Raw genomic sequence first — 23,764 nt, 5'->3', positions numbered from 1 at the left:
ATCAGGATCCTCCTACAATGTCGGGATTGAAGATCATGTGCAACAGGGCAATGATGAAAGCCGCCACCGTTCCGAATACGATAACCGGTCCGGCAATTTTGAACATTTTGGCGCCGACACCGTATACGAGCCCTTCACTTCTGTGTTCGATGGCTGCTGAAGACATGGAGTTGGCGAAGCCCGTCACGGGAACCGCTGAGCCTGCACCAGCCCACTGCCCGATTTTGTCGTAGATGCCGAAACTAGTGAGGACGATCGACAAAATAATCAAAACAGCCACAGTCGGACTGCTCGCTTTTTTCTCATCGAACCCGGCCCAATGGACGAACATCTCCTGAATGCCCTGCCCGATGACACAGATGATGCCTCCGACAAGGAAAGCGCGGAGGCAGTTGGCGAAGACCGGTCTCGACGGCTCCCGCTTTTTCGCGAGCTGCTGATATTCCTGTTGTACCGGCGTCAGCTTTTTCTTTTTATTATTCGGCATCGCTCTTCTCCTTATCGGTGGAGTATCGGTTCGGCTTCGCATTTTCTGAGTGTTGCGTATAATGAGGCCTTCTTTTGCGGCTTCGGCACTTTAATTGGGTCGTGATTCGGGTGATCAGTTGGTTCTCCCGGGGATCAGCACGTTGATTTCACCGCTCGGCTCCCATGACGGCAGTCAACACAATAATTATTTGTCAAAATGAACAGTGAAATGTGTTTCTTTATCTCCCATGAATGGTTAAGTCCACCGCCAGCATGCAAAAAAAGGTCAGCTGCCGATGGCAGCTGACCTTTTTTGTGATTCATACCCGCTCGGGCAAGCCGTTGCGGCGAATGACTTCGGAGTACCACTTCGCGCTTTGCTTCGGCGTGCGCACCAGTGTGTCGTAATCGACGTGCACGATGCCGAACCGCTTCTGGTAGCCGAGTGCCCACTCGAAGTTATCCATGAAGGACCAGACATAATAGCCCTGCAGGTTGCCGCCCTCCCGGATGAACCGGTGGCAGGCTTCGAGATGCTCGTGGATATACTTGATGCGGATGTCGTCCCGCACCTCGCCGTCGACGACGGGTAAATCGTATGCGGCGCCGTTCTCCGTAATGTACAACGGCAGCTGCGTATACTCTTCCTTCAAACGGGTAAGCAGCCGGTACAGCGATTCCGGATGGATGTCCCAGCCCATATCGGTCTTATCCAAATCCGTCTCCACGAAATCCACGTCGATCAACGGAAAAGCGTTGCCGGCTTTCAGCACATTTCGGGAATAATAGTTAAACGCGAGGAAATCGCCCGGCGTGTTCATGATCTCCAGATCGCCGTCCTGGATAAACCGCAGCGGACCCAGCTTGGACTCGTACCATGCCACCATATTCGCCGGATAGGCACCCTTGAAAACCGGATCCAAAAACCAAGTGTTGAAATAGCCGTCATATCGAGCTGCCGCCGCCCTGTCTTCCTCCGAATCGGTAGCCGCATAAGCCGGCGTAAAATTCAGCACGACGCCGATGTCGCCCTTGAAGCCCATTTCCTTGTAGCGGCGAACGGTCAGCCCATGACACAAAAGCACATGGTGCGCGACGGTCAGCGCCTCGTACCAATCGGTATGGCCGGGCGCGTTGTCGCCGGTGCCATGTCCGAGCATCGACACGACCCACGGTTCGTTGATCGTGTTCCACTTGTTCACGCGACCTCCGTACTCACGGAACAGCAGTTCGGCGTATTCGAGAAACTGCGGTACGATCTCCCGGCTCGCCCAGCCGCCTTCGTCCTGCATCCATTGCGGGAGGTCCCAATGGAAAATGGTCGCCATCGGCTCGATCCCGTAATTGGCCAGCTCGTCGAGCAAGTTGTGATAAAACTTCACACCCTCCGGATTCACTTTGCCCTTCTCCGGAAAAATGCGGGGCCAGGCGATCGAGAACCGGTAATTCGGAATGCCGAGCTCCGCGAGGAGCGCGATGTCCTCCTTATAACGGTGGTAGTGATCGCATGCCGTGTCACCCGTGTCTCCGCCCGCTACCTTGCCCGGCGTATGACAAAAGCGGTCCCAAATCGATTCGCCCTTGCCGCCTTGGTACGGCGCACCTTCGATTTGAAAGGCGGATGTTGCCGTGCCCCAGATAAAACCATCCGGGAATGTGTTGTGGCTCATGCTGCGTTTCTCCTTCCCAGATTAAGGTTGTTGGTTAAAATGATATTCCGTCTCCGCGTCCGACAGTACGAACAAAACCGACAGGCGCGATACGGTCGAACAGCTCGGCAGCTCCCGGCATGTCCTTGAGATCACGATCAGCTTGTCCTTCGCGAACTTAGCAGGCTGGTAGCCGAACACGCCGACATATACGTCCGGCAGGTCACCGGCTGCGATACGCGCCGTCAGCTGTCCGCCTTCCGGCTCTTGCTCGACTTTCACCGTAACGCCCGGGTTCTTCTCCATATATTGCTTGGCGATCGTGTCTTGCACGTACTTCAGATAGTTGCCGCCGCCAGGAACCATGACTTTGACTTCGCCGCTCAATGCAGCATCGCTTGCGCTCGGAGATCCGGATGCACTGGCAGAAGGGGATGCAGAGTCCGTGCTTGCCGCGTCATTTTTGCTTTTGCCGCCGCACGCGGTAAGGATGAAAGAGAAAGCGATTACAAGTGCCAGAGCAAAACTCCAAGTTTTTTTTACGATTGTGTCCTCCCGTTTGGGTACGATGATCTTGACTGCTGTTGCCGGTCAGTTGACCGCGCGACAGGAACCCCGTTCCACGAGCTCTACCGCAAGTTTGTAATCTTTGTTGTCGACGGTGTGCTTTTCCACGCATTGGAACAAGATGTGCGCGGACAATGCCCCCGCTTCGTACTTGGGCTGCCGGATCGTCGTCAACCCCGGCCGGGTGTATTCCGCCAGCTGGATATCGTCGTAACCGATTACCGATACGTCCTCCGGCACACGGATGCCCGCTTCTGCGAACGCTTTCAGACCGCCCAAAGCCATCTCGTCGTTGGCGTAAAACACAGCCGACGGCAAATCCCCTTGCATGACCAGCATTTTGGTAGCTTGATAGCCGCCTTCCTGCTGAAAGCCCCCCGACAAATTCCATTTCGGCATCTCCGCGATTCCATGCTCTTCCAACGCTTTGCGAAAACCCTCATAGCGCTGCCGGTTATCGTACGAGTTCGGCGGACCGCTGATGAACGCGATGCTGCGGTGTCCTTTGCGGATCAAGTAATCCGCCGCCGAGTAACCGCCTTGCATGCCGTCAACCAGCACCTGGATAATGAACTCGCCTTGGAGAACACGGTCCAGCACCACGATCGGAAATCGTTCGCGCGCCGCGTCCAAGATGTCCTCGTCGGAAATGTTGTGCGCCAGTACGATGGCTCCGTCCACGCGCTTCTCCCGCAAAAATTTCACCGCGGTGGAGTCACGTCCGCCTACTGAACTGCAGGCGATGAGATCGTAACCTTTGGACAGCGTCACCTCCTGCACGCTTCTGATCAGCTCCGAGTAATACGGACCCGACAAGTCGCTGAGAATGAGAGCGATTGTCCTCGTCTGGCTTCGCTTCAAGTCCATTGCGAAACCGTTCTTCTGGTAGTTCAGCCGGAGCGCCGCTTCCAGCACTTTCTGGCGGGTAGAGGGAGTCACCTTGCTGTCCCCATTTAAAGCGATTGATGCGGTCGATACAGCCACGCCGGCCAGCTTCGCTACATCTTTGATTGTGGCCATAGCTTGACTCCAATCAATGTCGAATTTTCCTGTAAACGATTTCTCGAAACGTTTCGATTATCGTTACGACATTAGCTTATGATAATTTCATTACCTCGTCAATAGTCTACTTTTATACAATACTTATCCCTAACTTATCAGATCGAAACGTTTCGTTGTAAGCGATTGCGACATCCCAGATTCGACAGCGTTGCCGGCGAAGAATGTCGTAGATTTGGTGTCGCGCTGCCACCCTAGCAATCGGTTATAATTAAAAGATACAAAGCCATATCACGATTCAAGGAGGAATCGTATGTCTTATTTATCCATAAGCACCTGGAGTCTTCATCGCTTGCTAGGACCTCTCCGTTGGACGGAGTGGGATGAGGCAGCAGGTACGCAGAAAACGAGAGAAGAGGCTCAGCCGCAGCTGCTAACGTTGCTTGAGCTTCCGGCCGAAGCGGCAAGACGGGGATATCGGGCGGTGGAGGTGTGCCATTTTCACTTCCCTTCTACCGAGAACGCTTATCTGGAGCAGCTTCGCGAGTCTTTTTCCACCGCCGGTATTGCCTTCGATACACTGCTGCTGGATTACGGGGATTTGACGGCCGCCGATGAGCTGAGATATGAGGCCGATCTTCACTTCATCCGTCGATGGATCGATATTGCGGCATGGGCAGGCGCCAAGCAAATTCGCGTGATGGCCGGCGAAGCTCCGCCTTCGGACGAGAATGCCATCCGCGTTTCGGCCACAGCGCTTTGCGAGTTGGCTGAATATGCCTCTGGCCGCGGAGTTCGAGTCATCACGGAAAATTTCGGTTCCCTCACGTCGACAGGGGAAAGCTGCGCGCGCCTCTTGCAGGAAACCGGAGACAAAGTCGGCATGATTACGGATTTCGGCAATTTCAAGCCGCCTTCCAAATATGAGGAATTCGCAGTAACCTTGCCGCACAGCGTCTCCGTCCACGCCAAAGCCCAATACAACGAGGACGGGATACCGGACGTAACCGAATACCGGCACTGTTTGGATGTAATGAAAGCTTCCGGTTATAACGGCGCGATCGTGCTGATTTACGACGGACAGGGCGACATGTTCGAAGGGCTGGAACGGATTCAACGCATCGTGGAGCCCTATCTGTAAACATAGAAAAAAGCCGTTCGAACGAAGAGGGAAATCCTCGTCGTCCGAACGGCTTTTTGTTTTATTCCCGGTTCCGGAAACCTTCGTACATTTGGCGCGCCGTTTCTACTTGTCGAGCACGTTGATCGTGTCGCTGCCGACGAACCCGGCGCCGCCGGCATTTCCTTTGATCGTAAGCTGCACCGTTCCAGTCTGATTGCCCAACAAGGCGATGAGGCTCTGCCGGTCAAACTTGACCGTAAACGAGAGCTTGCCGCCGTTGTTGGACGGCACGGCATCGATGGAGGAACCGTTGAACCATAATTTAACCGTATCAATGGAAGATCCGCCGAACCCGGACGGAAAATCAATCTTGACGGTTATGGAGTTGTCTCCCCCGTTACTCTTCGGATTCAAGGTTTCGGGTTTAATATCCACCGTTACGTTGATGTCCACCGTGAAAGGAATTGATCGTACCGTTACATTCCCCGCTTTATCCGTCGCGGTGATTTCCAGCACGTTCGATCCGACTTTAGACTTCAGGTCGATCGTCTGACCATTCGACACAACCGTGCCGTTCAGCTTGGCTTGCACCGATGCAAGTCCGGACAGGGCGTCTGTCGCTTCATAACCGACTGTGATCGTGTCGGTCGTCTTATATTGGCTTGAGGTTAACGTCGAATCGACGATCACAGGCCCAGTTTTGTCGATGTTAATCCCGCCGACTGTGGCGGAAGCCGAATTACCTGCAACGTCTACGGCTGTGCCTGTCACGGACTGATTCGCGCCTTCCGTCGATACAACGGTGTCCGGTGTCACGCTCTGAATACCGGATGCGGAATCGTTTGCCGAGAAATGGACGGTGACGTCAGCGTTATACCAGCCGTTCGCATTCGGATCCGGCGATTTGCTGCCCGTAATGGTCGGAGGCGTCGTGTCGACCACCTGAACTTGCACCGTTTCGGACGAGCTCAGATCTCCGTCGCTTACCGTTAAAGTTACCGTGTGCGAGCCGATAGACAACTGGACGGAAGGTTTCATTCCGCTCACCGTTCCGAAATCGCCGGTCCATGTGTACGTCAGAGGGTCGAGATCAGCGTCCGTGGAACCGGAACCGTCCAACGTGACGGTTGCTCCAGCAGGCGAAGTCGCTTCTACTACAATATCAGGTCCCGCGTCAGCTGTCGGCGCGGTGTTCGCATTGACGACAATTGCACCGCTCGGCGCAGATTCGTTGCCTGCGTTATCGATCGCCGTTATCGTATACTCGTAGGATTTGCCCTTCACCAAACTCGTGTCCGTATAACCCGGAGAGGTGACCTGCGTTACAAATACTCCATCTCGGTATACGTTGTAGCCTTTTACCCCGACATTATCCGTTGAATCGGACCAGGACAGAGTGACGGAGGTAGACGTTTTGGAGGTCACCTGTACATTGGCGGGAACAGTCGGCGGGCTGATATCCGGAGTCAACACAGTAACGACATTGCTTTGTCCGGATTCGTTGCCGACCGCGTCGAAAGCCGAAACAGTGAAAGAGTAATTCGTGTTCTGAGTAAGCCCGGAAGCCGTGTACGAGGTGTCGGTGGTCGTACCGATCATCGTTCCATCTCTGTAGACATGATAGCCGGCCACCCCGGCATTATCCGTCGAAGCCGTCCAAGCCAGATCGACACTCTCACCGCCCGCCTGGACAAGAGACAGTACTGGTACCGAAGGCGCCTCCGTATCGTTGACTTGAACCGTTACGCCGTTCATGTTTTGTGCCGTCTTGTTGTTTCCGAACGGGTCGGTGTACGTGATCTGCACGCCGTCAAAATCTTTGGCTCCCGCTGTTCTATATTTCACTCGAATGGTTTCGTTCCATGGCGTAATGCTGTATTTGCCGGTTGCGTTATTTTTCTGTAAGGCGATATTTGCGATTTGCCCGGTTACCTGCACTCTGCCGTCTCCCAGCACGGACTGGGTGAACCCGGCAGGAAGGCTGACGATCTCAACACCCGCAGGGAATGTCTCGTTAAAAGTAACGTTCATCGGTAAGGTCGAACCGATTTCATTGATCAAAATATTGTTGTAGACATTATCCACTTGCAAGCTGTTCGTAACCTGGTAGTAATGTCTATTGAGTGAGGTTTCAGCTGCAGCTGCAGAGACCGCGATTTGCTCCAAAGAAGAGGAGAACACAGGGGTTAACCCGATAAAGTAAGATGTCATATTCGCAGTTTTGATTAAATTTCCTATGTTTTTGGCGTAATTAAGGGCTGTAGTTAAATCGTTTCCAGTGATAGTAGCATTGCCGTCATCCAGTTTAAATTGGGTGCCAGCGCCCCGAGTATATATATTCGGTTCGCCGTCTGTCATGACAATAATATAATTGACCGAATTTTGCGGTGTGTTCTTGAGCTGCCAATAAGCTCTGCGCATCCCGTCGCCGATATTCGTGTTTCCGTTTGCTACTAACGCGTTAATAAAGGTTCTCAAATAGGTAACGTCGCCGGTAATCGGGTCGGTCGAGTTCATAGAACGCAATGTAGTTAAATTGTTCGCATTTTCGGAATACGGAACAATACTGATTTTCGTGTTGGTACCTTCAAAGTGATCTAGAAATTTATTGGCGCTTTCCTTAAGCACCGTTAAGCTCGTTTTCCCCCCGCCCAAAAAATTACCCATACTTCCGGATACATCCAGCACGAGTGCAATGTTCTTCTGGAGCAGGTATTGCGTATCTACCTGCGCGGGGTCCAGACTGAATTCATCCCCAGACAATTGATAGATGATATCCTGCTCGGTGCCGGCTTCCACGGTAGTTTGGTTCGGATTGAGCGACCGTGTCAGTTTGATGTACTGATCCTGTTCATAGGCTGCAAATACCGGCGTTGCAAGTGAGAACAACATCACCATGATCAGAAGAACAGTCAGCAGCGGCCTTTTCCTGCCTACTTGCATTTTTCAGCCTCCTAAAAATAATAATGAGGAAATGAGAGCAACAAGAATAATACTAACAGTTGAATTGTGCGATGTTTGTCATATATTACAACCATTGGAAGATAAATTAATGACACGGATTTACAACAATGGCTTCTCGTAATCATGTCCAAAACAGCGCCATAACGAAAAAGCCAGCTAGATCAACATTTGATCTAACTGGCCTCGTAGTTCAACCATCAATATGAAATACCCCAATCACCGTTTGACCATCCACATCATATAAGGGGATATCACGACCACCTGGATGCCGATTTTTTTGCATAGCCAACGCTTCCTCAGGCGTCTTTGGCATCTCACCGTCTAAATCTTTTTTCAAAACATATCCAACTGTGCCGTCCACTCCGTATGCTCTGATTAAGTCCGGTTCCGTTTCCGGCGTAGAGGCGTCCGATGCGGATCCGTATGTCTGTCCGTTCGCATTCTTAGGGAATTTACCATTATCATACCTGAATGGATTGGGGACGAAATCCTTGTTGTTGATATAACCCGAAAATCCGCCTGCTGAACTCATGGGATACCTGTTACCGGAATACACCGGGTTGATCTGTATCGGGTTGTTACCCGGGACATCGCCAATAGCATTTCCTTGTTCGTCGTAAATTTTGGCCCCCGGTCTAAGGAACCCTTCACGAGCTTTCGACGGATCCCAATCCGTAAGCGCGGATTTCGGCACCCATTTATCCCCGTTATTCGGCGAATCGTAGGTGATGATATTCACCCTTACCCACTGTTCGAATTGCCCCGTAACTTGGACAACTTTCCCTGGTTCCAATTCAAATCCAGACGGCTTCGGCTGATCGGGATAGAGACGAAAAAAAACACGTGTATTCACGATCATTTCATATGTCGGGACGTCTTTGATTCTAACGGCACCTTCAGATGAATCCAATAGCAGATACCATCTCGGTACCCATCCGGTATGCGCTTGATCTGGAGCGACAACGGGAACAATTTGCACAAACTCGCCATCCGCTGCGGTGATCTTGTAATCCTGATTGGGATCAGCCATGAATTTCGGCGGCATCGCACCATATATAAAGTCTGGTTTCTCAACGGCACCGACTTGACCTTTCAGCTTGTATGGATGCTCATTCAACGTGTCGGCAGGCTGCTGTGTTTCTGTTTGAGAAGCGATTGGGGGTTGTGCCGTCGATTTGACTACTTGAATTGGCGCTGAAGAAATGGACAGGGCGAACACCGTGATGATGACAGCTAATGCGGAAGCTGCAGCTATTGCTGCTATGATGATCATCCCATTTTTACTTCCTCGTCGTGTCTCCGCAACACGCTGCTCAATCCGCTCTATGTTTCTCATGGTAAAAGTTTTTGTTTTTAGCGGGGCATCTCTCATCAACGAATACCAATCAGGTTGTTGCTCTGTCATACACAGTCCCCTCCTTCCAAGCAACGCTTACTTTCTGCCGAGCACGAGATAACCTTGATTTCACGGTTCCTTCCGACAAGCCGAGCAGGCCCGCGATCTCCCGTTGACTTAACTCATACCTAGCATTAAGCACCAGCACTTCCCGAAACTTAACGGGCAGATTCATGATGATCTCCCACAATTCGTTAGAGAGCGTATTGGTGAGAGCTTCTTGTTCAGCCGACGGGTGGGAGTCGCGGCGACTGACCGCCCCGACTAACACGACTCTTCGCAAAAATGTGGACCGGCGGTAGTTGAAGGTCATATTCCGAGTGATCGCTAAAAGCCACGTACGAATTGACGATTCCCCGCGAAAAGAACCGATCTGTCCATAGACCTTCAGAAATACCTCTTGCGTAATGTCGTCCGCGTAATCGGGATTTTTGGTGAGAAAGAAGGCATAGTTCCAGATCTCTTGCCCATAAGTAAGCATCAACTCCCGAAAGGCCTCCGCGTCAAACCGCTCAATGACTTTCCAATATTCCGACTCCAATGCTCTCACCCCTAACCTTTAGACACATTAAACAGGAAGTTAGTTCCATTACCACAACAAAAACACCCAAAGACTAAGTCAATGAGCGTTGACCACTAGATTAAACGCGGTTCCTCATGAAGTTCTCGACACACCTGGCTCTTGGAGCAGCGGAGAATACATCATAAGTGAATGATTTTCGGTCACATATTCTTCTCGGATCCATTCGCCCCGGACGTTGTACACGTTCCGAAATATGCGGTTATGACGCGTATACCCGCCCCAATGCTCCTGACTCATGCGATGGTCACGCTCAAACACTTCGTAACTTTCAAGCTGTGGAGCGTCCGTCCTCCATTCGCCGACAAGTTCTTCGTCCGTCAAACCGACGAGCAATTGATACGTTCTCTCCGTATCATTGCGGATTTGTAAATCCAAATAGTTATAAGAGCACGTCGCCCCGCTTCCGAACGGCTGTGTACGATTGGAATCCGGAAATACGTCATAACTGTGCCGGTGCCGCTCCGTCACCGTGAGCGGAGTGTGCAGCGTCATCCAATAGATCAAATTAGACAGCTGGCACAATCCTCCGCCTACCCCGGCCTTAAAGCCGCCGTAAAATAGCACCATACGATCCTTGTAGCCTTTGGCCTTCGTCGGTTTCCCGATACTCACCCAATATGAGAACGTCTCGCCCGGTCGAATCACCAATCCGTTCAATTTTTCCGTCGCCAAGCGGAGGTTCGTTACTTTGTTTTCCTGCAGCCACATATCGACGTCCTTCAACTGGCGATACAATGGCGTGCTATGGGTGAAAGCTGGATGCCGCAACGGCCTAGTATCCTTAAAACGAGTGAAGCGTGTTCCTCTAAACATCCATGCAGCATATCGTCTTAGCATGTAATATTGCTTGCCGAGCATTAGCCGTACGGATGAACGTTTTACCGGGGCTTTTATCAAATCTATCCACCACCCGCCTGTTCATTTTGGGACCACCATTCATCCTATGTAGATCTTCACACCTTACTCGTTAGACGCTTCAATCAAGAAGTAAGTTCCAATTGAAACGCTACATGTTTGCCGCTGATTTGGAATAAATTTTATTGTTATCCCCGCACAGCAAACACCCGATTGGAAAGGACGGAATGTCGATGACCATTTCCGATTGCTGTGGCGCCGAGACGAAAGTTGAATATCGGTCGGATCATCCTTTTGTTTATGACGACCCCTATGAGTTGTTGGTTCCGGTATTGGTATGCACCAAATGCGGAACTGCCGTCGGGTTGGATTCAAACAAGCCCCCTGAGGATTCGGCAAAATCATCCGAATGAAAATCTATGCAAAGGAGAATGGTTATGCAGTTGCAGAGGACCTTGACCCGAAGTCGCAAAGCCGACCTCATGACGGAATTGGTCCAGACGGTGAGCGGCTTGTTATTGGTCGGATTTTTGTGGACGCATATGCTTTTCGTCGGCTCGATTCTATTAGGAGTGGAAGCCTTTAACCGTCTCGCCCAGTTCATGGAACAATTTCGGCTGTTGGATGTTGCTGTGGTGTTCATCATTCTCACGGCAGGAGCTCATGTCGCGGCCGTTTTTCGCCGCATCCCCGGCCGATGGCAGGAACAAAAGATTGTATGGAAGCATGCCAAAACAATCAAACACGCGGATACTTGGTCATGGCTGTTCCAGGCTGTCACCGGCAGCGCGATGCTCGTTCTGATCATCATCCACGTGTTCATCGTTGTTTATGCCGGTATCAATGCGAAGTTAAGCGCGGATCGCGTTCACTCATGGATGCTTGGGTTCTATATCGTTCTTCTATTATTAGCGGAGTATCATGCCAGCGTCGGGCTTTATCGGGCTCTTGTCAAATGGGGGGTTGTCAAAAGAAAAAGCCTGAAAAAAGTTCTGACCTTCATCACCGTCTGCACGATCGGATTGGGACTTGTCAGTCTGTGGTTATTTTTATCGCTGGGGGATTCCGTATGAGCCGATTTGACAGCTTCACTTCAGATGTAGTCATCGTCGGGGCCGGGTTGGCAGGCGAACGCGCGGCGATTGAAGCGGCCTCTCAAGGACTCGACGTCATCCTATTGAGCTTGGTACCCCCTAGGCGTTCCCATAGTTCGGCGGCACAAGGCGGCATGCAGGCATCACTCGGGAACAGCGCCATGGGCGAAGGGGACAGTGCCGATGTCCATTTTGCCGATACGGTCAAAGGCTCCGATTGGGGCTGCGACCAGGACGTGGCTCGGCTCTTTGCGGAGACCGCACCGGTAGCCGTCCGGCAGATGGCTTTTTGGGGCGTTCCGTGGAATCGGGTTGTGGCAGGAAAGCGCATGTATGACGGAAAGGAAATTCAGGAAGATGCCGAAAAGGAAGGGTTGATCGCGGCACGGAACTTTGGCGGAACAGCCAAGTGGCGTACATGTTATACCGCGGACGGAACCGGTCATACCTTGCTGTATACCATGGACAGTGTTGTCATTAAACTGGGCATTACCGTTCATGATCGAACCGAAGTTCTGTCCTTAATCCATGACGGCATCAGGTGCAGCGGAGTGGTGGCCCGATGTTTGAGAACCGGGAAACTCCGAGTGTATACCGCGAAATCTACCGTCATCGCCACCGGCGGATATGGCCGGGTCTATGGAGCGTCCACCAACGCGATTATCAATGAAGGCAGCGGGATGTTTGTCGCATTGGAAACAGGTAAGGTTCCCTTAGGAAATATGGAAGCCGTGCAATTCCATCCCACCGGTATCGTGCCCAGTTGGATTCTGATTACCGAGGGCGCTCGCGGTGACGGCGGATATTTGCTGGATAAAGATCACCACCGTTTTATGCCCGATTACGAGCCGAACAAAAAAGAACTGGCGTCCAGGGACGTCGTTTCACGCCGTATTATGCAGCACATCCGCAAAGGATATGGTGTAGAAAGTCCTTACGGTGCGCATGTCTGGCTTGATATCCGACATCTCGGCGCCAAGCACATCAACACGAATTTGCGAGAAATCGCCAATATCAGCCGAAATTTCACCGGAATCGATCCGATCCATGATTTGATCCCCGTTCGTCCGACTCAGCATTACAGCATGGGCGGCATCCGCACCCATATTGACGGTATGGCCTATGGGCTTGAAGGATTATTCGCACTTGGTGAAGCCGCTTGTTGGGATCTGCACGGTTTTAATCGCTTGGGCGGAAATTCTCTGGCTGAAACCGTCGTCGCCGGGATGATCGTTGGAGATAAAATCGCGAATTACACCAAGGAAGCCTCCCTCCATGTTTCCTCGAGTCTCATCGAAGACCATGTGAAATTCCAGGAGGACCGGATTGACGCTTTCATTCATCAGCGCAACGGCAAAGAAAACGTCTATCAGCTTCGCCGGGAGATGGAACGAATTTTAAGCGAGCATGTGGGGATTTTCCGTTCGGAAGAAGCCTTAACGAAAGCGGTGGGCCAACTGCATGAATTGCATCAACGATCCCATCATGTGGGCCTTCGCAGCGGCGGCCAAGGGGGAGACCCGGAGTTGGCATCGGCGCTCCGAATTACCGGCATGATCCGGCTCGCTTATTGCATCGCCGCTGGAGCGCTGGCCCGCCAAGAAAGCCGCGGCAGCCACTTCCGGGAGGATTACCCCAAGCGGGATGACGGGAAATGGTTGAAACGAACGTTAGCTTACTGGCCGGTTGGAGCGGGTGAACCCGTCTTGGAGTACGAACCCGTGAAAATTACCGAATTGCCGCCTGGCGATCGGGGATATGGCGAAGCGAGCACGCAAGCGGTAAAGGCTAAATCCTAGGGTTGGAAAGCGAGGAACTCACATGAATCCGCGTCAATTGACTTTTCATATACTTCGATATAATCCGGACACTCCAAAGCAAGCACCAACGATGCAAACCTTCGAGCTGCAAGAAGAAATGGGAATGACGCTGTTCATCGCTCTGAATAAAATCCGGGAAGAACAGGATCCCTCATTGAAATTCGATTTTGTATGCCGGGCAGGTATATGCGGCTCGTGCGGCATGCTGATCAACGGCCGTCCTACACTTGCCTGCAGGACATTGACCAAAGATTTGCCGAGGGATATTTCCCTCATGCCGCTCCCGGTGTTTAAGCTTCTTGGAGATTTGTCGGTGGACACGGGCACATGGTTCAGGGACGTGTCTCTGCGAACGGAAGCGTGGATACATACGGAGAAAGTATTCGAGCCGAAAGCTCAAGAAGAAAGAATGGACAATGAAACGGCATTAAACATTTATGAAGTGGAAAGATGTATCGAATGCGGATGTTGTATCGGAGGCTGCGCCACGGCGAATATCAAACCAGACTTTATCGGAGCGGCGGGTGTCAACCGTGTATCCCGATTCATGATCGATCCCCGCGACGAAAGAGACGAGCAGCAATACTTCGATGTCGTCGGCTCCGAGGATGGCATTTTCGGCTGCATCGGCCTTATGGCGTGTGACGATAATTGCCCGATCGGAATCCCTTTGCAAGGCCAATTAGCATATGTCCGCAGGAAAATGGCGGTTGCCGGCTGGAAACGGTAACTTGCATCGTATGGATTAAAGGCACCCATGGCAAAACGACCGTTCACCCGTGGAGTGACGGGGAACGGTCGTAAAAGAATGATATGCAATATTCAATAAAGGGAATTCCAAAAAGGAGCGAAGCATCGGATGAGAACCAAAATACTATTTGGAATAAGTGCTCCTTTGATTATTGGTTTTATGGCATGGTTATTTATGTTTTCAAGTGTCTTTAACTCGAGTATAGGTCCATTAAAAAACCTCTATCCTAGCGATATGAGCAACATTGACAAAAACTAGTTCAAATATTCAACTGCGGCTCTCTCAATGGCGAGCCCCCTGGTGTAACGCTGCATGAACGTTTCAAATCCTTGTACGTCTTTAGGTTCTGGTTGAATTGTAACTCCGGCTTTTCCTGAGAACACTTTGTTGTTCAAATACTCTTCCAACGTTTCATTGTCTGTCCGATTAAGCATGAAAGAAGCTAACAAAGCTATTCCCCATGCTCCGCCTTCTCCTGCTGTTTCCATAACGGACACTGGAACATCAAGTGCTGCAGCCATAATCTTTTGCCCTACGCCGACGGTTTTGAAAAATCCGCCATGTCCTAAAATTTCGTCCAGCTTCACGGCTTCTTGTTTGAGAAGGATATCCATGCCCGTTTTTAAGGCTCCGAGGGCCGTAAACAAATGAACGCGCATGAAATTAGGCAGATTGAAATGGCTTTCCGACGAACGCACGAACAACGGACGACCTTCTTCAAAATGAGTCATGTGTTCCCCTGAAAGATAGCCATATGCTAACAGTCCGCCACAATCCGGGTCGCCTTGAAGCGCCAGGTTGTACAACGTGCCAAAAAGCTTATTCGCGTCGACTTCCATCCCCATGACTTTGGCGAACTGGCCGAACAAGCCGACCCACTCATTTAAGTCGGAGGTGCAGTTATTGGAATGCGCCATCGCAACCAGGTTGCCCGACGGAGTTGTCACGAGATCGATCTCTTCGTAAGCCTTGGATAATTCTTTCTCGAGGACAACCATAGCAAATACGGATGTTCCTGCCGATACATTACCAGTTCGCCTCGCGACGCTGTTGGTTGAGACCATTCCTGTTCCGGCATCTCCTTCCGGCGGACAAAGCGGAATTCCCGCTTGCAGTTCGCCCGTTACGTCTAGCAACTTAGCGCCTTCTTCGGTAAGCGAGCCTGCGATCTCGCCGGCAACCAATACGCTAGGGAGGATATCCTCAAGCTTCCACGGAAGCTTGTAAGATGCAATTAGCTTATTGAATTGTTCCGCCATCGCGGAATGGTAATCCTTGGTATGAGTATGGATCGGAAAAACGCCGGAAGCTTCGCCGACGCCTATTACCTTCTGGCCTGATAATTTCCAATGGATGTATCCCGCCAACGTGGTTAAGAATCGAATATCGGCTACATGCTTTTCCTCGTTCAAGATCGATTGATAAAGATGGGCAATACTCCAACGTTGAGGGATATGGAAATGGAATAAACCGCTGAGCACTTTCGACGCTTGCTCAGTAATGTTATTTCGCCAGGTACGGAATGGAGTAAGAAGTTCGCCGGCTTCGTCGAAAACCATATAACCATGCATCATTCCGCTGAACCCTATTGCTCCGACTGTCCGTAAAGTGATTCCGTATTGCTGCTTTACATCGCTAGCCATCTTCCGATAACTATCTTGTAAGCCCTTCCAGATATCCTCTAATGTATAAGTCCATATTTGATTCGAGTAGCTATTTTTCCAATCATGGCTGCCAGATGCGAGGGGGATATGATTATTGCCAATAAGGACGGCTTTAATTCGAGTGGAACCGAACTCGATTCCAAGCGTGGTTCTTCCGTTTTGAATTTCGTTTATCACGTCATGACTCAAGAGGATCCCTCCCTAGCTATTTGGTTTGGCCATAGTACGCGCCTGCGGGTATGCACAATTCCACCAATGTGCGGAAATGTTTTATATACATTTTACCAAAAGATGGTCTCTTTTGTTTCCGGAACAAAAAAACGGAGCCGTCCCTCTAGGCCAGTTTATGACTTTTTGGGACAGCCCCCTTTTTTTGTGATACAGGGTTGGCCGACGGCGGATGTGCGTAATGCTTATGAAGAGACGCGATTCACTAGGCGTCACGGCATTTGCATGTGGGGGAGGTACATGGTTTGGCACTGGTTGGGAAGACCTGAAGAATGGAACCGGGGAAAGCCGGGACGATCGAAAAGGCAGGTACGCGAATGCGTGTACCTGCCTTTTGTGCTTGACGACCCCGGTCCCGGATTATAGCTACAGAAGCTTTACGGTCCAGGTTAATCACGCAACTACACCTTATAAGCCTTCATCGCTTTCACAAGCTCTTTCAGCGACGGCCGTTTGCCGTACATGAGCACGCCTGCGCGGTAGATCTTGGCGGAAAGCCAGCCAATCGCCAAAGTGGAGACGATCAGGATGACGAATGCCAGAATGACTTCCCACCAACCCGGATTCGCCAGCCCTACCCTTAACACCATTAAGAATGGCGAGAAGAACGGGATGAACGAACATATCACGATAAGCGGACTTTCCGGATGTGTCAGGCCGAACATGGCGACATAGAATCCGACGAGCGTCAACATAGTAATCGGCAGAACCGCCTGGCCGAGGTCTTCCGTGCGGCTGACGATCGAGCCGACGGCTGCGAACAGCGTGGCGTACATGAAAAATCCGGCCAGGAAGAACAAAATCGCATAGACGATCATCGTCGGATCAATCGTATCCAACCGGATCCCCATCGCTCGAAATGCCTCTGCGTTGTGAGGCAAGTTAATGTTGACCGTCAAGGCGCCTAGAATGACCGCAATTTGCAGTACGGCAACGACGAACATGCCGATAATTTTGCCCCACATCTGGGTAAGCGGCGATACGCTCGTCACGATGATCTCCATGACCCGGGAGCTCTTCTCCGCGGTAATTTCCGTGGCAATGAGCTGTCCCGTGATCATGACCGACATGAAGAGCAGAATGACGACGACGTAGGTCAAACCGATGGCGGTATTTTGCTCTTCTTCCGTTTTGCCTGTGCCGTTCGTCAGGCTGATTTGCTCATTCTTTAACTGAACCGGCGTCTGAAGCATCTTGATTTGCGCTTCGGTCAATCCGGCGTCCTCCACGACCATTTGCGCTTTCACCGCTTGAAGCGTGGCCGACAAAGACCGTGAAGTGCCGGAGCCCAGAGCGCTCTTCGCGTGGTAAGTCACATCCGGGAACCCAGCTTCCTTATTCTCTTGGAACGTGAGGTAGCCGGTCAGCGTACCATCTTCCACCCATTGTTTGAGTTGAGCTTCGTCCGCAGAGTTCTGCAGCACCACATCCGGCTCTGGTTGGGCAGCGTATTGGATTTGCAGCTTTTGAATGATGTCCGGGTACTGTCCTGCTACATAACCGACTTGGCTGGCCTTGTCTTCTCCGCCCAGCTTGTTGATCAGATACGGCACGTTGCCGCCGACGATGACGAGAAGCATAAGGACCACAGTCGAGATGATAAATGCTTTGCTTCGCAACTTGTTCCGCAGCGTAAACGAAATAACCGTCCCGAGTTTATTCATGGCGCTCACCTACCGTTCGGATGAAAATTTCATTCAATGTCGGCTCCATCAACTCGAACCGGCGGACAGGCCCTTGTGCGAGCGCGTGCTTCAAAATATGCTGGGCAACGTCAGGCGACTGCACCGTGCATTCATAGCTGTTCTCCTGCCGCACCACTTGGGTGACACCGGTGATGGCTTCCAGTCCGGTAACTTCACCTTCTGCGGATAGAATCACACGCTCCTGCGGGAATTGTTTCTTGATCTCCCGAATTGGTCCCTGAAGAACCGGTTTCGATTTATGCATGATCGTGATGTTGCGGCACAGCTCTTCCACATGTTCCATACGATGAGTCGAAAATACGATACTCGTGCCGTTGTCGCGCAGCTCTTTCACCGTTGATTTCAGCAGCTCCACGTTAACCGGGTCCAACCCGCTGAATGCTTCGTCCAAAATGAGTATGCGCGGTTTATGAATGACTGCGGCGATGAACTGGATCTTTTGCTGATTGCCCTTGGACAGTTCTTCGATCTTCTTGTCGTAATATTCGGGCACTTGAAATTTGTCGAGCCAATGCTTCAAATTGGTCTCCGCATCTTTGCGGGACATGCCCCGAAGCTGGGCCAAGTAGATGATTTGGTCGCTCACCTTGATTTTCGGATACATGCCTCTTTCTTCCGGCAAATAGCCGAGCATGGAAAGCTGTTCCTGGCTGTAGATGTTGCCGAAATACCGAATGTCCCCGTCATCCGGGAAAATGAGTCCGAGGATCATGCGCATCGTGGTCGTTTTGCCGGCTCCGTTCGCGCCGAGCAGGCCATAAATTTCGCCTTCCGACACTTCGAAGCTCAGTCCGTTTACAGCCGTTTTGTCGCCGTACTGCTTGACGACCTGTTCCACTTTAAGCGGATTCACTGTTGTTGTCCTCCTTTACAATCAAACAGTTCAATATATCTTCCAATTCCATGCGCCGGCTTTCGAGCACATGGAATCCGCAAGACTGCAAATACCCGTCTTCCTTCCCCATCGCGTCGGTTTCGACCCGGCAAAGGCCTGAACCGGCGTAGGAAGCCTGACGCCACCCGGGGAGCTTGGCGAGCAGCTCCAAGTCCTTCTCGCCCCCGGCCGGTCCGCGAATGAGCAGCGACCGCCATTCGTCGAACAACCGGTCTTTCTCGAACAATCCGAGAATCCGGCCGCCGTTCATAAACAAAATACAGTCTGCCATCCGCTTCACTTCCTCCGTTACGTGACTAGATAGGAGCAAGGTGCGATCGCCGGGTTCCATGTAACGTTGAAGCTCCTCCAGCATGATCTTCCAGGCGAACGGATCAAGACCGGATGACGGTTCATCCAATAGAAGCAGCTCCGGCTCATGCGCCATCGCCACTGCCAGCTCTGCTTTGCGGCGCATGCCTTTGGACAACTTGGACAACGTCACGGTGTCGTCAATGCCGAACCGGCTGAGCAGCTCCCGGTAACGGATTTCGTTCCAGTCCGGGTACCACAAGGAAGCAAAACTCGCTTTCTCCCGCGTCGTCAGGCGATCGTCTCCGGGGTGAGGATTTTCCGCCAGAAAGCCAATTCTCGCTTTATAGGTTTCGGACGAATCCGGAAGCACCGGAGACTCCAGTACAAAGGCCGCCCCTTCCCGGATCGGCTCCAATCCGAGCAGCGTGCGGAACAGCGTGCTTTTGCCGGATCCGTTCGGACCGACAACCGCCGTGACGAGACCGCTTGGGATCTCGGCATCCAGTGGGCCGAGCGGATGGCCGGCTCCCTGTGTTCTCACACCTTCCAGACGGATCGCCCGCTGATCTTTATTCCCGGTCATCTTCGGAATCTCCCCTTTGCTCAGAAGATTTGGTCCTCATAATCTGTCGAAAAGCATCCTCGATCTCTTCGATCGTGCAATGGAGCGCGAGACCCGCTTCTACCGCCTTCTCAAGCTCTTCCATCACGCGGGTTACGCGATGACGGTCCAATTCGGCCGTCTCGACCCGGGCCACGAATGTACCCGCTCCTTGACGCGTACGGATCAAGCCTTCATGCTCCAGATCCTGGTACACCCGCCGTATCGTAATCGCACTGCATTTTAAGGAAACCGCCAGCTCCCGGATGGACGGAAGCGCCGTCCCTTCCTGCAGCTCTCCGCCCAGGATGAGCCCGCGCAGCTGCACTTCGATCTGATGATAGAGGGGTTCCGGCCGTTGTTCGTCAATGCGGATCGGCAGCCGCACAGGGCCACCTCCTCTCTTCACTACGGCATTCCCTTAAAAAACGTAAGGTCTGTTCCGCATTGTTCTCAATGTCATCCGATAACCGGCATACCCGCAAGCGCCCGCTATCACGGCAAACACCGGCAGCCAGCCGTATTGCCCGGACTCGATCAGTTTTAAGGTTTCGCGAAACAATTGCACATCCGCCAATCTGCAAATCACAGCGGCAGCGACGCATAGGAGGATAAACATCAGGTAGCCTTGGACATACCGCTTACCACTGGTGCTCAACTCCAGCCATACCAAGACGGTATTCACCACAACGGAATAGCAAATCCAGATGACACCCACCGCAGCCAACTGCATCGGAGAAACCAGTTCCTGCAGCCCCGGCGAAAGAGCATATTGTAAGAACAAGAACGGAAAGCCGATCAGCGGAAGCTGAAACACGGATTGGAGCAACCGCGCTTGCACGATTGACGCGAGTGGAATGGGCATCGTGCGCCAATGAGCGATTCTCCTCGTATAGACGTCATCGCGCCAAATCGCGAAAGAAGTGCGGTTCATCAAGCACCCGAAAGCGGGAAACGTCATCAGGTAAAGCCAATCGACCAGCATGTTCATCGCCCATAGGGGCTCGTTCTCCGTAAGCAGATACTGCAGGTTGAACGCAATGGATCCTCCCACGTACATGGCGAACAGGAAGGTGATCATCACGCCGATCCAATCTCTTTTCCAACCGAATCGGGCAATCGTCCATACCGCTTTCCAACCGGTCATAGGGCTCCTTTCCTCTATGCCGCTCGTTCTCGTGTCGGCACAAAATTGTTCAGGTGTGTATGTAGATATACACACTATACATTAAACTTTTTTAATCGTCAATTCTATCACGAATGGGTAGGGTGGAAGTCGAAAAATAGTAGAATAGAAGAATCACAGCACGCTTTACCCACAAGAAAGGTGAGTGAAACAGCATGATTCGAAATTTCGCCGCTAGAACTGCCATCTTCACGATGATATTTTCGATTCTGGCGTTACCGAATTTGAATCCGGCCTCGGCCGCAGCTGACGAAACGGATAGCGGACTCCCCGTCCGTACCGCGCAGCAGATCGCCTCTTTATGGAAGCAAACGATGAACCCGAAAGCCGATTTCAACAAGCCGTACATAACGGCGCCTTCGGTGGCCAGTCCGTATACCCCGGGGTCCCTTCGTCCCGAGTATGTGCAGGACGGCGTCAACGCGCTCAACTTTTACCGCTTTATCAGTGGATTGCCCGCGGATTTGTCGGCGGATGGCGACCTCAATCTGAAGGCGCAATACGGGGCGGTGCTGCTGGCGTCCGAGGGCAACTTCGGCCATACACCGCCGCAGCCGAAAAATATGACGGACGAATTCTATCAAAAAGGCTACGAAGCGACGAGCACCTCCAATATTTACGCTTCCTATGGATATAATGATCATATCTTGTTCCATTCGGTTCAATCGTATATGGACGACTCCGATACGACGAACCTCGATCGGGTCGGACACCGGCGCTGGATCCTTAATCCGCCGCTTAAGAAGGTGGGAATGGGACTGGCGAAAGGGAAGGACGAATTCAGTTATACGGCGCTGAAAATTTTCGACAAGAGCCGTACGGAAACGGTAGACTATCACTATATCGCCTACCCTGCGCAGGGACCGTTTCCCGTCGAGGTATTCGAAGCGGATCATGCCTGGTCCGTGAGCCTGAATCCGAAAGAGTACGGCAAGCTTTCGCCGGACTCCGTATCGGTAACGGTCTTACGTCTTAGCGACCGCAAAACATGGAAGCTTGGCGCGGCCAACCGCAATGTCACCGCCAAAGGCGCTTATTTTAACGTAGAGAACAGTAATTATGGCACCGGCCCTGCGGTCATTTTCCGTCCCGACGGAGTAGGTAAGTATAGCGCGGGTGACACCTATCAGGTGCAGATTGAAGGTCTGAAGGGGATAGACGGCTCCTCCAAGCGGATCGCTTACACCGTTCGGTTCATGAGCGCCAAAGCGGACCCGCAACAACCGGCGTCTAAGTTCACCGACACGTCGCGCCATTGGGCGCGAAGCACGATCGATTGGGCGGCAGAAGCCGGCTTTGTGAGCGGATACCCGGATGGAACTTTCAAACCCGAGAACAAGGTGAGCGAAGAGGAATTTCTCGCCATGTTCAGTAAAGCGAACGGAGCCAAAGTCGACACCGCAGGAACCTCCGTATGGTCGGATGGCTATTACAATTTCGCTTTGCTGCATGGATTCAGCTTGAAGGGCCTGATCCAAGCCAAGTCCAAGTCGCTGCCGATCAACCGCACCTCCGTCGCCGAGTTGCTTGCTTCGGCAGCAGGCAACCCCCTGAAAGGGAATGCCGCGATTCAGTACATACTGGACAAAGGCTACTCCAAAGGCAAAACCGCCGCCACGGTGGAAGGCTATAAAGGCTCGGATAACTTGACGAGGGCGGAAGCGGTGCAATTTATCAAGAACGCGCTCGACGCGAAATTTACTTTACCTGTGTGAGAGGAATGGACGCCACTTGAAACGCCGAAATCCCAGCACGAAAACTTCCGCCGGCCGAACGCCGCCAGGCGGAGCTCCAGCTTCCCGCTCCTTCACGGTACGGGAACCGGCGGAGCTGCTGTCCTTTCTGTTCAGCGTACATCCCGGCCAAGGACGAAACGCCGTCAAGGCGATGCTCTCCCGCGGGCAAGTGTCGGTGGGCGGCAAAAACGTCACCGCCTACAATCATCCGCTTCAGCCCGGCGACGAGGTCACGGTGCGCAAGGGAAAGCCGCCTGAGACGGTGCGATTCGTCGGGATGGCGATTTTGCATGAGGATGAGGACGTCATCGTCATCCGCAAGGACGCCGGGCTGCTGTCGATCGCCACGGCCGAGGAGAAAGAGCTGACCGCATACCGGCAGCTGACGGACTACGTGCGCAAGCAGGATCCGCGCAGCCGGATTTTCGTCCTGCACCGGCTGGACCGTGATACCTCCGGCGTCATGATGTTCGCGCGAAGCGAGCAGGTTCAGCAAAAAATGCAGGCAGATTGGCATGAGGTTGTCCGCGAACGCACCTACACGGCGCTGGTGGAAGGTCAGGTTCGCAAGCCGGAAGGCACTGTCGAATCCTGGCTGAAGGCCAACGCGGCGTTGAAGGTGTACTCCAGTCCGACACCGGGCGACGGTCAGCATGCGGTGACACATTACAAGGTGCTGCGTTCGAGCAAGACGTACTCGCTGCTTGAGGTCCGGCTGGAAACCGGCCGCAAAAATCAGATCCGCGTGCATATGCAGGACATCGGCCATCCGATCGCGGGAGATAAGAAATACGGAGCCAAGACGAAGCCGATCGGCCGGCTCGGCCTCCACGCCAGCGTGCTCGCCTTCGTGCACCCGTCGACCGGGCAACTGATGCGGTTCGAGTCTCCGGTGCCGAAAGCCTTTTTGAGTGTGTTTTAAAGAAATCGAGTAGGCTCATGCGCAATTACATGGGCCTCTCACAGAACCGGACGTGCGGATCGTCGCATCCGGCTCCTCCGCGATTATCCCCTCTGGGGATTGCTACATCCAAAGATCGATGAATATTACCGATCAGACCCTCATCATTAGAAAACTCACGTGTTGTTTTCTAACGGGTTTCCTGTCCCGCCTTCTATCTTTTTCTGTAACTCCCACACGAAAGCACCTTTTATACCCGATATCCCCTGCATTTTGGTTTATAG

Annotated in this window: 20 protein-coding genes; 6 read left to right on the top strand and 14 right to left on the bottom strand. The window is 52.3% G+C overall.

All coding sequences use genetic code 11. The features are described from left to right. Nucleotide 1: 1 nt before the first annotated feature. The 4 genes from spoVAC to E5161_RS16885 form a co-directional block, all read right to left on the bottom strand. Nucleotides 2–487 carry a stage V sporulation protein AC gene (gene spoVAC, locus E5161_RS16900; protein ID WP_136779008.1) on the bottom strand — a complete coding sequence of 162 codons (486 nt, stop codon included), beginning with the start codon at nt 485–487 and terminating at the stop codon, nt 2–4. 301 nt (nt 488–788) lie between these two features. Next, on the bottom strand, nt 789–2,138 hold the full coding sequence (locus E5161_RS16895; RefSeq protein WP_136779007.1) for a GH1 family beta-glucosidase: 1,350 nt from the start codon (nt 2,136–2,138) through the stop codon (nt 789–791). A gap of 21 nt (nt 2,139–2,159) precedes the next feature. Then, entirely contained in the window at nt 2,160–2,504 is a 345-nt protein-coding gene (locus E5161_RS16890) for an extracellular solute-binding protein (protein WP_136779006.1), read from the bottom strand. Nucleotides 2,505–2,708: 204 nt separating this feature from the next. Continuing rightward, nucleotides 2,709–3,704: a LacI family DNA-binding transcriptional regulator gene (locus E5161_RS16885; protein WP_136779005.1), complete on the bottom strand. Its 996-nt coding sequence runs from the start codon at nt 3,702–3,704 to the stop codon at nt 2,709–2,711. 292 nt (nt 3,705–3,996) lie between these two features. On the opposite strand from E5161_RS16885, the gene E5161_RS16880 reads away from it, so the two are divergent. Further along, complete coding sequence (locus tag E5161_RS16880) at nt 3,997–4,824, top strand: sugar phosphate isomerase/epimerase family protein (RefSeq protein WP_136779004.1); 828 nt, start codon at nt 3,997–3,999, stop codon at nt 4,822–4,824. Nucleotides 4,825–4,929: 105 nt separating this feature from the next. On the opposite strand, the gene E5161_RS16875 is transcribed toward E5161_RS16880, so the two are convergent. The 4 genes from E5161_RS16875 to E5161_RS16860 all read right to left on the bottom strand — a co-directional run bounded on the left by E5161_RS16875 (nt 4,930) and on the right by E5161_RS16860 (nt 10,607). Then, nucleotides 4,930–7,749, bottom strand: a complete 2,820-nt coding sequence (locus E5161_RS16875) for a vWA domain-containing protein (protein ID WP_136779003.1) — start codon at nt 7,747–7,749, stop codon at nt 4,930–4,932. Between the two features lie 211 nt (nt 7,750–7,960). Then, nucleotides 7,961–9,175: a hypothetical protein gene (locus tag E5161_RS16870; protein WP_136779002.1), complete on the bottom strand. Its 1,215-nt coding sequence runs from the start codon at nt 9,173–9,175 to the stop codon at nt 7,961–7,963. Then, nucleotides 9,156–9,716 carry an RNA polymerase sigma factor gene (locus E5161_RS16865; protein WP_342773881.1) on the bottom strand — a complete coding sequence of 187 codons (561 nt, stop codon included), beginning with the start codon at nt 9,714–9,716 and terminating at the stop codon, nt 9,156–9,158. The genes E5161_RS16870 and E5161_RS16865 overlap by 20 nt, the downstream gene beginning before the upstream one ends. Before the next feature lie 105 nt (nt 9,717–9,821). Continuing rightward, a complete protein-coding gene (locus tag E5161_RS16860) occupies nt 9,822–10,607 on the bottom strand; it encodes a VanW family protein (RefSeq protein WP_425456536.1) in 786 nt (261 codons plus the stop codon). A 434-nt stretch (nt 10,608–11,041) separates the two neighbouring features. On the opposite strand from E5161_RS16860, the gene E5161_RS16855 reads away from it, so the two are divergent. The 3 genes from E5161_RS16855 to E5161_RS16845 are packed head-to-tail and all read left to right on the top strand — an operon-like array spanning nt 11,042 to nt 14,248. Then, nucleotides 11,042–11,677 carry a succinate dehydrogenase/fumarate reductase transmembrane subunit gene (locus E5161_RS16855; RefSeq protein ID WP_211246754.1) on the top strand — a complete coding sequence of 212 codons (636 nt, stop codon included), beginning with the start codon at nt 11,042–11,044 and terminating at the stop codon, nt 11,675–11,677. Next, nucleotides 11,674–13,497: a fumarate reductase flavoprotein subunit gene (locus tag E5161_RS16850; protein WP_136778998.1), complete on the top strand. Its 1,824-nt coding sequence runs from the start codon at nt 11,674–11,676 to the stop codon at nt 13,495–13,497. The genes E5161_RS16855 and E5161_RS16850 overlap by 4 nt, the downstream gene beginning before the upstream one ends. A 22-nt stretch (nt 13,498–13,519) precedes the next feature. Then, nucleotides 13,520–14,248, top strand: a complete 729-nt coding sequence (locus E5161_RS16845; RefSeq protein ID WP_136778997.1) for a fumarate reductase iron-sulfur subunit — start codon at nt 13,520–13,522, stop codon at nt 14,246–14,248. Between the two features lie 275 nt (nt 14,249–14,523). Here E5161_RS16845 and E5161_RS16840 read toward each other — a convergent pair whose 3' ends face one another. The 6 genes from E5161_RS16840 to E5161_RS16815 form a co-directional block, all read right to left on the bottom strand. Then, nucleotides 14,524–16,122, bottom strand: coding sequence for a xylulokinase (locus E5161_RS16840; RefSeq protein WP_136778996.1), 1,599 nt, complete (start codon nt 16,120–16,122; stop codon nt 14,524–14,526). 440 nt (nt 16,123–16,562) lie between these two features. Then, nucleotides 16,563–17,825 (bottom strand): ABC transporter permease, encoded by a 1,263-nt coding sequence (locus E5161_RS16835; protein ID WP_136778995.1) that lies wholly within the window; start codon nt 17,823–17,825, stop codon nt 16,563–16,565. Further along, entirely contained in the window at nt 17,818–18,720 is a 903-nt protein-coding gene (locus tag E5161_RS16830; protein WP_136778994.1) for an ABC transporter ATP-binding protein, read from the bottom strand. The genes E5161_RS16835 and E5161_RS16830 overlap by 8 nt, the downstream gene beginning before the upstream one ends. Then, nucleotides 18,707–19,639 (bottom strand): ATP-binding cassette domain-containing protein, encoded by a 933-nt coding sequence (locus E5161_RS16825; protein ID WP_136778993.1) that lies wholly within the window; start codon nt 19,637–19,639, stop codon nt 18,707–18,709. Before E5161_RS16825 ends, E5161_RS16830 begins: the two co-directional genes overlap by 14 nt. After that, the gene (locus tag E5161_RS16820) at nt 19,626–20,045 is read right to left on the bottom strand and encodes a GntR family transcriptional regulator (protein ID WP_136778992.1); all 420 of its coding nucleotides are present in this window, start codon (nt 20,043–20,045) and stop codon (nt 19,626–19,628) included. Before E5161_RS16820 ends, E5161_RS16825 begins: the two co-directional genes overlap by 14 nt. Before the next feature lie 33 nt (nt 20,046–20,078). Continuing rightward, complete coding sequence (locus E5161_RS16815; protein ID WP_136778991.1) at nt 20,079–20,804, bottom strand: hypothetical protein; 726 nt, start codon at nt 20,802–20,804, stop codon at nt 20,079–20,081. A gap of 194 nt (nt 20,805–20,998) precedes the next feature. On the opposite strand from E5161_RS16815, the gene E5161_RS16810 reads away from it, so the two are divergent. After that, nucleotides 20,999–22,558, top strand: coding sequence for an S-layer homology domain-containing protein (locus E5161_RS16810; RefSeq protein ID WP_136778990.1), 1,560 nt, complete (start codon nt 20,999–21,001; stop codon nt 22,556–22,558). Continuing rightward, nucleotides 22,551–23,501, top strand: a complete 951-nt coding sequence (locus E5161_RS16805; RefSeq protein ID WP_136778989.1) for an RluA family pseudouridine synthase — start codon at nt 22,551–22,553, stop codon at nt 23,499–23,501. Before E5161_RS16810 ends, E5161_RS16805 begins: the two co-directional genes overlap by 8 nt. The last annotated feature ends 263 nt before the right edge of the window (nt 23,502–23,764 follow it).

It is taken from the genome of Cohnella pontilimi (genome assembly GCF_005049045.1).
GTDB lineage: Bacteria > Bacillota > Bacilli > Paenibacillales > Paenibacillaceae > Cohnella > Cohnella pontilimi.
Note: the sequence above shows the minus strand (reverse complement) of the source record. Positions and strands in the feature narration are given on the sequence as shown.